Here is a 13070-nt window from a genome sequence, read left to right as displayed (position 1 = left end):
CCCGAGGGAGGCCCTATGCCCAAACGCGTGCTCGTTTCCGACGCGCTCTCGCCCGCAGCGCTCGATCTGTTCCGCTCCCGAGAGATAGAGGCGGATTATCGGCCGGAACTCGGCAAGGAGCCGAGCGCGCTCGCCGCCGCCATCGGCGCCTATGACGGCCTCGCCATTCGTTCGACCACGCAAATCGACAAGGCGCTGCTCGCACGGGCCGAGCGGCTGAAGGTCGTCGGCCGCGCCGGAGTCGGCGTCGACAATGTCGATGTCGGCGCAGCGACGGCGCGCGGCGTGATCGTGATGAACACGCCCTTCGGCAATTCCATCACCACCGCCGAGCATACGATGGCGCTGATGCTAGCGCTGGCGCGGCAAATTCCCGCCGCCGACGCCTCCACCCGCGCCGGCAAATGGGAGAAGAGCAAGTTCATGGGCGTCGAGCTCGCCGGCAAGACGCTCGGCGTCATCGGTTGCGGCAATGTCGGCGCCAATGTCGCGACACGCGCGCTCGGCTTTTCCATGCGCGTCATCGCCTATGATCCCTTCCTCACCGAGGAACGAGCCATAAAGTTGGGCGTCGAGCCGGTCGATCTCGAGCCGCTGCTGGCGCGCGCCGATTTCATCACTCTGCACACGCCGCTCACCGCCAAGACGCGCGATCTGCTGAACGCGCAATCGTTGAAGAAGACCAAACGCGGCGTGCGCATCGTCAATTGCGCGCGCGGCGGGCTCGTCGATGAGGCGGCGTTGGTCGCGGCGCTGGACGAAGGCCATGTCGCCGGCGCCGCGCTCGATGTCTTCGAGACCGAGCCGGCGCGCGAAAATCCGCTGTTCTCTCGTCCGAATGTCGTCTGCACGCCGCATCTCGGCGCTTCGACTGTCGAAGCGCAGGAGAAGGTCGCCGTGCAGATCGCCGAGCAAATGTCGGAATTTTTGACGCGCGGCGCGATCGCCAATGCGGTCAACTTTCCCTCGATCGGCGCCGAGGAGGCGCCGCGGCTCGCGCCTTTCGTCGACCTTTCCGAAAAGCTCGGCTCCTTCCTCGGCCAGGCGACCGAATCGCCGATCGAGCGCATCATGGTCGTCTATGAAGGCGCGGCGGCGCAGCGCAATGCGCCGGCGATGACGGCGGCGGCCGTCGCCGGCGTGCTGCGGCCGGCGCTCGCCGAGGTCAATCTCGTTTCAGCGCTGGCCATCGCAAAAGAGCGCGGCATAACGATCGACGAAGCCACCCGCTCCGGCGAGAGCGATTATGATTCGCTCATAGCCGTTTCGGTAAAATCGCGCGACGGAGAGAGAACGCTCGCCGGCTCGCTGTTTCACGATGGCAGGCCGCGGATCGTCGCCGTGGAGGGCGTCCGCGTGGAGACCGAATTCTCCGAGCGGATGATCTTCGTGTCCAACGCCGACCGGCCCGGCTTCATCGGACGTTTCGCGGGGCTGCTGGGCGCGGCGGGCGTGAACATCGCCACTTGCGCGCTGGGACGCGACCGGCCGGGCGGCTCCGCTGTGGCCCTGGTCGCGATCGACGAGCCGGCGCCACGCGAGACGATGCGAGAGATCGCCGCGCTGGCGGGAGTGCGCTTCGCGACGACGCTGCAATTTCGAGGATGATGGAGAGGGGCGCGCTGCTTTTTCGAGGCGGCGCTCTCGAACACGCGAGGAAGTCGGGCTCCTCGCGCCTACTCGTCCTCCTCACTCCGCCTCATTGTCGCGACAATGAGGCGGAGGAGGCGGATCGAGTGTGACTTCTGTTAGAAGTCGGCGATCAACGCCAAGCCGCGAGCTCCACGACAAGTGGGGGCGAAGCTGCAGACGAAAGGCGAGAGATCGTCGATCTTACTGAATCATCTTGACGGTGCGGCCGACGCCGGGGTCGCTGCCGTTGCCCGTGCCGTTGGTGCCGGCGGGGGAAATCCAGTCCGGAACCTTCGTCAGCGCGATGATGACGAAAGCGACGATAGCGACCATCCACAGAACAGTCTTGCCGATCTCAGCGCTGCTGTGTCCGATTGTTGACATGTGACGATCCTCCGAATGTTGGTGCTTTATTTTGCTTTTTTTGCACTAGATGCGCGACAAAGCGTCGCATCGGCGTCAGCCTACACCAACTCTTTTCGGGACACAATGCGGCATGTGCGCGCGCGACAAAATTAGTCAGGCCTGTGGGAAGGAAGCGAGAGCGCGACGCAAAAAGGCGATCCCGCGGCCCGACGGCTCCGGGATCGCCTCGCTGTTCTCGGCTCGAGAAAGGGGCTCTAGTCCCGGCGCGTCAGATAATATTCGAGCATGGCGACCGCCGATTTGCGGTCCAGCTCGCTCGCCCGCGCCAGCGCGCGGGAGTGCAGCTCGACGATCCATTGATCGGTCGGCCGGTCGCCGGCGGCCTCGCGCGCCAGCGTGAGATACATGAGCCCGCGGGCGCGCTGCGGCGGACCGCCGGCCTCGCCGTTGAACATCAGATGGCCGAGCAGCGCCTGCGACGGCGCATGGCCCTTGCGCGCGGCGAGATCGAGCCAGTTGGCGGCTTGGCGCGCATCCTTGGAGACGCCATTGCCGTCGAGATACATGCGCGCGAGATTATATTGAGCGTCGGCGTTGCCGAAATAGGTCGCGGCGTAACGGAAGAGATCGAAAGCGCGGCCGGCGTCCGGCATGATCTTCGCGGCGGCGATCCCCTCGAGATAATAGACGCCGACGGCCACGAAGGCGCCGGCCGCCATCAGCCGCTCGCGCGGGCTCGGCTCGTCGTCGGCGAAATGATCGACGAGCTTGGCGAAATAGGAATAGGCCTTGGCGTCGTCGCGGGCGACGCCGTCGCCATCGGCATACATGCGGCCGAGCTTCCATTGCGCCAGCGACTCGCCGCCGTCGGCGGCGTAGCGCAATGCCTCCACCGATTTTTTGGTGTTGCCGGCGTGGTAGCTCTCGAGCCCGGCGGCGAGAGCGGCGCGCGGGTCCTTGAACATGGTCAATGGCTGGGTGGCGGCCGCGATGGAGCGCGGCTCCGACGCGTCGAAGGCGGCGGCGCGACCTGCCGCTAGGGAGCCGACCGTCGCGCAGCCGAGCGCCAGAAGCAGCGTCCCACGACGCCCGCGCGGCCCCACCGTCGACGCAATCGCCTGGAGAAACACGATCATCGAGGATCTGACTTTCGCAACGCCGCCGGCGTCTCGACAACGCCGCGCACCAACACCGCCATCGTCACCGCCGAAATCGACGACAGGCTTTGAGAACGTAAGGACCCTTCTCCCGCGACGAGCCGGCGCGGAAGGCGTCTCCCTTGTCCTCGATGACCTTGTGACGAGCCGAGATTAGCGCAGCGTTTATGGCTGAAAAGGGGCATGTGGCTCTTTGCCCGGCTCGCGGAAAACTATCTCGGCGACTGTTGCAACAAGGTCACAAATTTTAGCGTTTCGCCGCAGGCTCGGCGCCGGCTCGACGCATCCGGCTACGCATTGCGACATAGAATCGACCCGGTCCGTCGCATCGCCTGCAACGCGCAGTGGGGGCGAGCGTGAAAAGCCGACCTCGAGCCTGCTGGCGCATGCGGCGGGAGGGGCCTATATCGTCCCGAGTGGCCCGCCTCCGGGCGGGCGCAGCAGAGGTCGCCTCATGCACGCCGTCTCGCCCGAAATTTCCGCCACGCTCGGCGCGATGCGCGGCGACATGCGCGGCTCTGTGCGCGTGCCGCGCGAGACCGCCGGCTTTCGCCGCCTCTTCATCTTTTTGGGGCCGGGCTACCTCGTCGCCACCGGCTATATGGACCCCGGCAATTGGGCGACGGCTCTCGCCGGCGGCTCCAAATTCGGCACGGCGCTGCTCTTCGTCGCAGTTCTGTCCAGCCTCATGGCGATCGTGCTGCAATCGCTGACGGCGCGGCTCGGCCTCGCCACCGGCCTCGATCTCGCTAGCGCCTGCCGTCGCCAGTTTCCGCGCTCCGCCTCGGTGGGACTCTGGCTCTTGGCCGAGGCCGGCATATTGGCGACCGATCTCGCCGAGGTGATCGGCACGGCGATCGGCCTGCAATTGCTGCTCGGCCTGCCGCTCGCCTTCGGCGTCGTCGTCACCCTGCTGGACACTTTCCTCGTGCTCGCCTTCGAGCGGCTCGGCTTCCGCAAGATCGAGCTCTTCGTGGTCGCAATGCTCGGAATCATCGCGCTGGCCTTCGGCGGTCAGCTGCTGCTGGCGCGGCCCGATCTCCACGAGGTCGCCGCCGGCCTCGTCCCCAGCCGCGCGCTGATCGAAAATCCCGAGATGCTCTATATCGGCCTCGGCATTCTCGGCGCGACGGTGATGCCGCATAACCTCTTCCTGCACTCTTATATCGTGCAGACGCGCGACGTCGGCGCCAGCTCGGCCGAGCGGCGGGAGGCGATCGACTTCGCCATTTTCGACAGCTCGCTGGCGCTGCTCTTCGCGCTCGTCATCAATGGCTCGATACTGGTGCTGGCGGCCGCCGTGTTCCACGCCTCCGGCCATACCGAGGTCGCCGAGCTCGGCCAAGCCTACACGCTGATCGCCCCCCTGCTCGGCGCGCCGACCGCCGCCAAGCTCTTCGCCATCGCGCTCATCGCCTGCGGCCTCAACTCCACCGTGACGGCGACGCTGGCCGGGCAGATCGTGATGGAGGGCTTCCTCGAGCTGCGCATGAAGCCCGCCCTTCGCCGTCTGGTGACGCGGCTCATCGCCATCGTCCCGGCCGTCGGCGTGACGCTGCTCGCCGGGGAGGAGGCCGCCGGCCGGCTGCTGGTGCTGAGCCAGGTGGTGCTGAGCTTCACCCTGCCCTTCGCCGTCGTGCCGCTCGTCTGGTTCACCGCCTCGCGCAGACTGATGGGCGAGCTCGCCGCGCCGCGCCGCGCCACCATCGTCGCCGCCGTCATCGCCGTGGCCATCATCGCGCTCAACGGCAAGCTGATCTTCGATGCGATCGCCGGCTGATTTTTGTAACGGCCCGTTCACCATGCCGGGCCGCGAGCGGGCCTAGCCCCTACGCGCGCGGGAACGATCCTCTCGCCGGCGACGTTCATTCCCGGCCGAGGCGGCGCTGGGGGGCCGCCTCGCCAGAAGGGAAGAGAACGGCATGTTTCGAACTATGGTTTATGCGGCGGCCCTCATCGGCGCGCTGATGCTGCCCGGCGTGGCCTCCGCCCGCGGCCACCATCGGCATCATCACCACCACCATCACCACTGGCGCCATCATCACCACCATCATTGGCGCCATCATCATCATTGGCGCTGGGGCCTCGAGCAGAGCTGGCGCACGGCCGGCTGGACCGCTCCCCAGCAGACGATCTGACGCAGAGCGCCCCGTCGCCGGAGCCACGCCTCGGGCGACGGGGCGAGCGCCGCCGACGCCTGCCATTGGCGGCGCTTCGAGAATAAGCGCATAAGGAGGCTCCAGCGGCGGCCGCGCCGCGCCGATCCGCTCGAAAGACATGGGGTCCGTTGCCTTCCTTCGCCGCCACGCCGCTCATTATCGCGACAGCGCTGTTCATGGAGAATCTCGACGGCACCGTGCTGGCCACCGCCCTGCCCGCAATGGCGGCCGATCTGCACGAAGACCCAATCGCTCTGAAGCTCGCGCTGACCTCCTATCTTCTCTCGCTCGCGGTCTTCATTCCGCTCTCCGGCTGGGTCGCCGATCGCTTTGGCGCGCGGCGGGTGTTTCGCGCGGCGATCCTCGTCTTCACCCTCGGCTCCATTCTCTGCGGCTTCTCCGCCTCGCTCGCCGGCGTGGTGGCGGCGCGCGTGGTCCAGGGGCTCGGCGGGGCCATGATGGTTCCGGTCGGCCGACTGGTGCTGCTGCGCGTCGCGCCGCGTCACGATCTGGTGCGCGCGCTCGCCTATCTCACCATTCCAGCGCTGATCGGCCCGGTCGTGGGGCCGCCGCTCGGCGGCTTCATCGCCACTTATTTCCATTGGCGCTACATCTTCTGGATCAATGTGCCGATCGGCCTGCTCGGCGTCGCTCTCGTCACGCGCTACATTCCCGATCTGCGCGAGGAGAGCGTTCCGCCGCTCGATATGCGCGGTTTTCTGCTCTCGGGTTTCGGCCTGTCGAGCCTCGTCTTCGGGCTCGGCGCGCTCGGCCAGGGGATTGTTCCGACACGGGCCGCGGCGGGGCTGGTCGCGGCGGGGGCGATCGCTCTGCTCCTCTATGTGCGCCATGCGCGACGCATGCCGCATCCGATCATCGATCTCGATCTGCTGCGCGTGCCGACCTTCCGCGCCTCCATCGTGGGAGGCTTTCTGTTTCGCATGGGCCTCGGGGCCTCGCCATTCCTGCTGCCGCTGATGCTGCAGACCGGCTTCGGCCTCACGGCGTTTCAGTCGGGCTCGCTGACCTTCATCGCCGCCATCGGCGCCATGGCGATGAAGACGACGGCGCAGCCCATTCTGAACCGCTTCGGATTTCGCCGGGTGCTCATCGTCAATGCGTTGATCTCGGCGGGCTTCTTCTGCTTCAACGCGCTGTTCTCGCCGGAAACGCCGCATTGGATCATCATGAGCCTGCTGCTCGTCGGCGGCTTCTTCCGCTCGCTACAATTCACGGCGCTGAATGCGATCGGCTATGCCGATATAGAGCCTCAGGCGATGAGCCGGGCGACGAGCTTCGCTTCGGCCGGGCAGCAATTGGCCCTGTCGGCCGGCGTCTCGCTCGCCGCCGCAACGCTCGAGACGGCGCGCGCGCTGCAAGGAGGCGGCGCGCTGCGGCTCACGGATTTCGATGCGGCTTTTCTGGCAGTGGCGGCGGTCTCGGCCTCTTCCGTCCTCATCTTCCGCAGGCTCGCGCCCACGGCGGGAGAGGGGCTCACCGGCAAGAAATCGATCGAGCAGCCGATCGAGGCCGACGGATCGGCCTAGAAGCGCTCCGGTCAGCCGCCGCGAAAGCCTGTGGCGAGCACATAGAGCTCGGCGGAATCGGCGCGGCTCGCCGCCGGCTTCACATGGCGCACTTGCGCGAAATCGCGCTTCAGCGCCGCCAGCAATTGGCCCTCCGTGCCGCCTTGCAGCACTTTGGCGACGAAGAAGCCGCCGGGCGCCAGCACATCGCGCGCGAAATCCGCCGCCAGCTCGGCGAGCGCGACGATCTTCAGATGATCGGTCTGCTTATGGCCGGTGGCGTTGGCGGCCATGTCCGACATCACGCCGTCGGCGCCGCCGCCGAGCATGGCCTTGATCCGCTCCGGCGCGGTCTCCTCATTGAAGTCCATCACGGTGAATTCCACGCCGGCGATGGGCTCCATATCGAGAAGATCGATGCCGACGACCTTGCCTTTGCCCTCGGCCGACTTCACCCGCGTCGCGGCGATCTGCGACCAGCCGCCTGGCGCGGCGCCGAGATCGACGATGCGCTTGCCGGGGGCGAAGAGCTTGTAGCGCTCGTCCATCTCCAGCAGCTTATAGGCCGCGCGCGAGCGATAGCCGTCGCGCTTGGCCTGCGCCACATAGGGATCGTTGAGCTGGCGCTCGAGCCAGAGCGTCGAGGACAGCGAGCGCTTCCTCGCCGTCTTCACGCGCTCCTTCAACGAGCGGCCGCCTTCGCGTCCCCCTGCGCCCGATTTCGTCATGCCAGCACCGCTTCGCGCGGCGCGAAGGTTCCATCCGCCTCCTGCTCCATCGCGATATGGCGCTGGTGGAAGGCGAGCAGGCTCGAGCGATGGCCGATGGAGATAATCGTCGTATTGGGCAGTCGCTCGCGCAGCATGGTGTAGATCTCGCCCTCGAGCTTCTCGTCGAGCGCGGAAGTCGCCTCGTCGAGGAAGAGCCAATCGGGCTCGGCGAGCAAGGCGCGCGCGACGGCGACGCGCTGCTGCTCGCCGCCGGAGAGCCGCTGCGACCAGGCGTCCTCCTCGTCCAGCCGATGCACGAACGGCCCGAGCCGCGCGGCGTCCAGGGCCTCCTCGATCGCGCGGCGAGAGAAGGCGTCGGGCGCGCTCGGATAGGCGATAGCCGCGGCCAGCGTGCCGATGGGGATATAGGGCTTTTGTGGCAGCAGCAGCACATTGGCGTCGTCCGGCGTGCGCACGCGGCCCTGGCCATAGGGCCATATGCCGGCGATGGCGCGGAACAGCGTCGATTTTCCCGATCCCGAGGGGCCGGTCAGCAGCGTCGATTCGGCCGGGCGGAACACGAGATCGCGCGCCTCGACGATGCGTCGCCCGTCCGGCAGCGACAAAGCGAGATCATGGACCGCGATCTCGGGCGAAGCGCCGCGCTCGAACTTCGGCGCCGCGGCGCTCAATGTCGCCGCGCGCTCGATCGCCTCGTCGAAGGAGGAAAGGCGGTCCAGCACCGCTTTGAAATTGGCGAGCGAGGTGTAGTAGGTCACGAAGAAGGTCAGCGCATCCTGCACCTTGTCGAAGGCGCCGGACGTCTGCGTCATCACGCCGAGATTGATCTTGCCGGCGAAATAGAAGGGCGCGGTGAGCAGATAAGGAATGATCGGCGACAATTGCCCATAGGTCGCCGTGAAGCTGATCATTTTCTTGCGCGTCGTGACGATGCGCAGATAGTTGACGATGATCGCCGTGAAGCGGCTCACCAGCGAGGAGCGCTCGGCCGTTTCGCCGGAGAGCAGCGCGACCTGCTCGCTATATTCGCGCAGACGCGCCAGCGAGAAGCGGAAATCCGCCTCGCGATGCTGGCGCTCGAAGTAGAGGCCCGACAGAGTGCGGCCGAGAAGATGCGTCACCACCGTGCCGACCGCCGCATAGAGCAGCGCCACCCAGAACAAAAAGCCCGGAATGAAAATGTCGGTGCCCGGAAAGGCGTAATTGCCGGAGAGTCCCCAGAGGACGATGGAGAAGGAGACGAGCGAGCTCAGCGTCTGGATCAGCAGGATCGAATAGGAATAGATCCCATAGCCGTCGGTGCCGCCATCGATGAAGCGATTCACGTCCTCGGCGATGCGCTGGTCGGGATTGTCGGTCTGGCTGCCGGCGAGCGCCATTCGATAATGCGTGTGATCGCCGAGCCAGCGGGAAACGTAATGCTCGGTGAGCCAGCGCCGCCAGCGAATGATCATCAGCGATTGCACGACAAATTCGATCACGGCGCTGATGATGTAGGTAAAGGCCCAGGGTGTGAAGACATAGAGCAGCAAGCGCCAGAACGTTTCGGCGTTCTTCTCCTGGATCGCGTTGAAGAAGTCGCGATTGAAAAAGGACAGGCGCACATTGACGCCGACCTGCGCCTGATTGATGAGCACCAGCAGCACGATCATCGTGACGGCGATGCTGCGCTCCCGCGCGCCGAATCGAAAGAGCCCGAGGACGTTCCCCTCGCCGCGGTCGCTGCTGTCGAAATAGAGATCGGCGATGCGCGTCATCTCCCGCACGACGGGAACGTGCGAGACGGCGAAGACGGCAATCGAGAAGACGGCGACGGTGAGCGGCAGGCTCTCGGGCAGCGCATAATCGGCGAGCGCCGCAGGCCATAGGCCCTCCTCCGCGAGCAGGCGCGCGACGCCGAAGACGATCGTCTCCGCCGAGAAAATGGAGACGAATATCTTCAGAAAGCTCGATATGGAGCCGCTACGCCAAGTGGTGAAGGCGCAGAGCCCGGCCGCCGCGGCGAGGAGGAAGAGATTGGCGTCGCTAAGGTGAACGCCCGCCGCGAGCGTTAGCGCCGCGAAGACGGCGACGGCCGCGCCGAGTCCCTGCATGTCCTGTCCTCTCATTGGTCGCGCCGCATTCGCGCGGGGCGTCGCATTCGGGCGCAGTAATCTCGAGATTGCGCCAATGGCGTGGCGCAGGGCTCGGCGCGCCGCTTTCGCCCTGCGATAGCGCGCTTTCGGGCGAAAGGGCAAATCGTCGCGCCGCGCCGCGCGCCCGCGCCGCGAAAGGATTTTGCTGGAGCCGCGCCGATGCGAGGAGACAGCCGCCGCGCCTGCCTCATTGGCGGAGAAGATATCGCCGGCTTTCGGGCGACGAGGAAAAAATTCGGCGTTTTCGCGTCCGGCGAGGAAGGAAAAGGGGCGCGTTCTTGACTTCCCGCGCCGTTACGGCCAGTTTCCGCGCCGCTTCGCTAGGCTTTCCAGCCGCAATCCCGTGTCGTTCGCCTCATGCGCTCCTATCTCGACTTCGAAAAGCCCGTCGCCGAATTGGAGACCAAGGTGGAAGAGCTGCGCGCGCTATCCAAGGGCGACGGCGTGTCCATCGCCGACGAGCTCGTCAAGCTCGAGGCCAAGGCGCACAAGGCGCTGGCCGATCTCTACGCCAGTCTCACGCCGACGCAGAAAATCCAGGTCGCGCGCCATGCGCAGCGGCCGCATTTCTCTGATTACGTGCGGCTTTTGTTCAATGAATTCACCCCGCTGGCCGGAGACCGCCTGTTCGGCGAGGATTCCGCCATCGTCGGCGGCTTCGCCCGTTTTCGCGGCGAGCCGGTCTGCCTGATCGGCCAGGAGAAGGGCTCCGACACGGAGAGCCGGCTCGAGCATAATTTCGGCATGGCGCGGCCGGAGGGCTATCGCAAGGCGGCCCGTCTCATGGAGCTGGCCGACCGATTCGGCCTGCCGGTCATCTCGCTCGTGGACACTTTCGGCGCTTTTCCGGGCATAGACGCCGAGCAGCGCGGACAGGCGGAGGCGATCGCCCGCTCTATCGACGTCTCGCTGTCGCTGGGCGTGCCCAATGTCGCCGTGGTGGTGGGAGAGGGCGGCTCCGGCGGCGCCATCGCCATCGCGAGCTGCAACAAAGTGCTGATGCTCGAGCATTCCGTCTATACGGTCGCCTCGCCGGAGGCCTCCGCCTCGATTTTGTGGCGCGACTCCTCCAAGGCGCAGGACGCCGCCACCAGCATGAAGATCACGGCGCAAGATCTGCTGAAATTCGGCATTATCGACGTCATCGTCGCCGAGCCGCCGGGCGGCGCCCATCGCGATCCCGAGACGGCGGTCGCCGCCGTGGGCGAGGGCATAGACGATGCGCTGGCCGGCCTCGCTAATCTCTCCCGCGCGCAAATCGTCGAGGCCCGCGCCGAGCGCTTTCTCTCGGTCGGCCGCAAGGTCTGAGCAGACGAGAATCGGGAGCCTCCAGCATTCGCCGGGCTCGAATCCGCGCGCCGCTCTGGTCTCCCGGCGTCAACCAATCGTTAACCTCACAGACGATCGCCGCCCTCTTGCAGGCGTCGACAGCCACGCTCTGGCCTTATTCTTCCTCTTGCGTTAGAAGGACGTTGGTAATTCGGCGTCTATTGTCATGCTAGCGTGACTTGGGCGTGATTCGCGCCGTCGCGCGCGGATCACGAGAAGCGGGGCGAGAATGAATCTCTTCCGAAACGTCGGGCGGCTCGCCCCCTGGGGCCTCGTCGGCGCGTCGCTCGCGCTCTCCGCCTGCAATGATCTCGGCTCCGGCTCGCAGCGCGCGCTGTCGCCCATCCCGCCCGAGACCTTGGCGCTGATGGAGCAGGCCGGCGTCACCAAGGAATCGCCGACGCTCATCCGCTCCTATAAGAAAGAGGCCGAGTTCCAAATCTGGAAGCAGCGGCCCGACGGGCGCTACGCCTATCTCAAGACCTTCCCCATGTGCCGGTGGTCCGGCCAGCTCGGGCCGAAGGTTCGCGAGGGCGACCGGCAGGCGCCGGAGGGGTTCTATTCCATCACTCCTGGCCAGATGAATCCGAACTCGGCCTATTATCTCTCCTTCAACGTCGGCTATCCCAACGCCTATGACCGCGCCTACGGCCATAGCGGCGGCTCGATCATGGTCCATGGCGCCTGCTCCTCGGCCGGCTGCTTCTCCATGACCGATCGGCAGATCGCCGAGATCTATGCGATCCTACGCACCTCCTTCAACAATGGCCAGCGCTCAATCCAGATGCAGTCCTATCCGTTCAAGATGACGGCGGAGAATCTGGCGAAGCACAGGCTCGATCCCAATATCGGCTTTTGGAAGCAGCTGAAGGAAGGCTCCGACCATTTCGAGGTCGCCGGCAAGGAGCCGAGCGTCGGCGTCTGCAATCGACGCTATGTCTTCGACGCGACCTCGGCCAATGGCCAGCCGCTCGACGCCGGCGCCGCCTGCCCGCCGCTGCGCCGCAATGCAGAGATAGAGGCGCAGGTCGCGCAGAAAGCCGCCGTGGACGACGCCAAAGTGGCCGAGCTGGCGGCGGCTGGCGTCAGGCCTGTGCGCGTCGTCTATCAGGACGGCGGTCAGCACCCCGATTTCTACGCCCGCGTCGCCGAGGTGAGCCGGCCCGAGGCTCTGGTCGCGCCGCTCGAGATCGCCCTCGACGAGAAGACCGGCGGCGGCAAGGCGCGTTCTCCCGTGCTGGCCATGAGCGCGACGAGGCTCGCCGCCAAGGCCAAGAAAGAGACCGAGATCAAGGTGGCCGCAGCAGCCGGCGAACAAGCCTCTGCGGCGAAGGTCGCGGAGGTCGCCGCCCCGGCCGAGCCTGCAAAGCTCGGAGCCTTCGCCGGCGCGACGGATTCGATCGGCGGATTGCTCGGCTTCCACAAGGAGCCGGCCCCGAGCGAACCCGCCGTCGCCAAAGCGGAGCCCGCCAAATCGGAGCCCGCCAAGCTCGAAAGCGCCAAGGCGGGCGAGAGCCCCAAGAGCGAAAAGTCGGAAGTCGCCAAATTCCCGACCAAGCCGGCGACCGCCAAGGCTGCAGCGCCCAAGCCTGCCGCGACAAAGACCGCAGCAGGCCAGGCCGCCCCCGCGTCAGCGCCGTCGCATCGCGTCGATCCGGCCAAAAAGCCGCAAGCCTCGCTCGAGACCGAACGCCACGCCAAGGTCGCCGCGGCCACTGGCGGCGTTCCGGCGCTGCGGGAGGCGCTGCCGCCGGTAACCGCTCGCCCCTGATTACGAGCAACTCACAAGTTTTTTTGCTCAAACGATCCGCCCTCGGGCGGATCGTCGCAATTTTGCCTGCATTGATCGAAAAAAGGCGCCGCGAGCATTGCTGTTCGCTGCGGCCCCGCGCCGGAACTTCCGCCAATAGCTCGGTCGTGATGCGACATCGTGGCGGGCTTCCAAAAAGGCGCTTGACACTTGTGCGCCGCAGCAATACAACAGTGCGACGCAGCGAGAACTTCTCTCGCTCCGTAGCCCTCCTTGGGCGTTTCC

At 66.2% G+C, this 13070-nt stretch carries 10 protein-coding genes; 6 read left to right on the top strand and 4 right to left on the bottom strand.

Annotated features, from left to right (window positions below):
* Positions 1-15 precede the first annotated feature (15 nt).
* A complete protein-coding gene (gene serA, locus GYH34_RS06950; RefSeq protein ID WP_161912932.1) occupies positions 16-1608 on the top strand; it encodes a phosphoglycerate dehydrogenase in 1593 nt (530 codons plus the stop codon).
* A 225-nt stretch (positions 1609-1833) separates the two neighbouring features.
* Here serA and GYH34_RS06945 read toward each other — a convergent pair whose 3' ends face one another.
* Both GYH34_RS06945 and GYH34_RS06940 read right to left on the bottom strand, forming a co-directional pair.
* Positions 1834-2016: a hypothetical protein gene (locus tag GYH34_RS06945; RefSeq protein WP_161912931.1), complete on the bottom strand. Its 183-nt coding sequence runs from the start codon at positions 2014-2016 to the stop codon at positions 1834-1836.
* Positions 2017-2252: 236 nt separating this feature from the next.
* Positions 2253-3134, bottom strand: a complete 882-nt coding sequence (locus tag GYH34_RS06940; RefSeq protein ID WP_024878914.1) for a tetratricopeptide repeat protein — start codon at positions 3132-3134, stop codon at positions 2253-2255.
* 475 nt (positions 3135-3609) lie between these two features.
* On the opposite strand from GYH34_RS06940, the gene GYH34_RS06935 reads away from it, so the two are divergent.
* The 3 genes from GYH34_RS06935 to GYH34_RS06930 all read left to right on the top strand — a co-directional run bounded on the left by GYH34_RS06935 (position 3610) and on the right by GYH34_RS06930 (position 6861).
* Positions 3610-4935 (top strand): Nramp family divalent metal transporter, encoded by a 1326-nt coding sequence (locus GYH34_RS06935; protein WP_161912930.1) that lies wholly within the window; start codon positions 3610-3612, stop codon positions 4933-4935.
* 142 nt (positions 4936-5077) lie between these two features.
* Entirely contained in the window at positions 5078-5293 is a 216-nt protein-coding gene (locus GYH34_RS21650; RefSeq protein WP_162561572.1) for a hypothetical protein, read from the top strand.
* A gap of 149 nt (positions 5294-5442) precedes the next feature.
* Positions 5443-6861 (top strand): DHA2 family efflux MFS transporter permease subunit, encoded by a 1419-nt coding sequence (locus GYH34_RS06930; RefSeq protein WP_161912929.1) that lies wholly within the window; start codon positions 5443-5445, stop codon positions 6859-6861.
* Positions 6862-6872: 11 nt separating this feature from the next.
* Here the strand turns inward: GYH34_RS06930 and GYH34_RS06925 are convergent, their stop codons facing one another.
* Positions 6873-7568: an RlmE family RNA methyltransferase gene (locus tag GYH34_RS06925; RefSeq protein ID WP_161912928.1), complete on the bottom strand. Its 696-nt coding sequence runs from the start codon at positions 7566-7568 to the stop codon at positions 6873-6875.
* Positions 7565-9664, bottom strand: a complete 2100-nt coding sequence (locus GYH34_RS06920; protein WP_161914925.1) for an ABC transporter ATP-binding protein/permease — start codon at positions 9662-9664, stop codon at positions 7565-7567. Before GYH34_RS06920 ends, GYH34_RS06925 begins: the two co-directional genes overlap by 4 nt.
* 399 nt (positions 9665-10063) lie before the next feature.
* Here GYH34_RS06920 and GYH34_RS06915 point away from each other — a divergent pair, with 399 nt between their 5' ends.
* Both GYH34_RS06915 and GYH34_RS06910 read left to right on the top strand, forming a co-directional pair.
* Positions 10064-11014 carry an acetyl-CoA carboxylase carboxyltransferase subunit alpha gene (locus tag GYH34_RS06915; protein WP_161912927.1) on the top strand — a complete coding sequence of 317 codons (951 nt, stop codon included), beginning with the start codon at positions 10064-10066 and terminating at the stop codon, positions 11012-11014.
* A gap of 250 nt (positions 11015-11264) precedes the next feature.
* Positions 11265-12806 (top strand): murein L,D-transpeptidase family protein, encoded by a 1542-nt coding sequence (locus tag GYH34_RS06910; RefSeq protein ID WP_161912926.1) that lies wholly within the window; start codon positions 11265-11267, stop codon positions 12804-12806.
* Positions 12807-13070 lie beyond the last annotated feature (264 nt).

Source organism: Methylosinus sp. C49 (assembly GCF_009936375.1).
Lineage (GTDB): Bacteria > Pseudomonadota > Alphaproteobacteria > Rhizobiales > Beijerinckiaceae > Methylosinus.
This window is presented reverse-complemented; position numbering and strand designations above follow the sequence as displayed.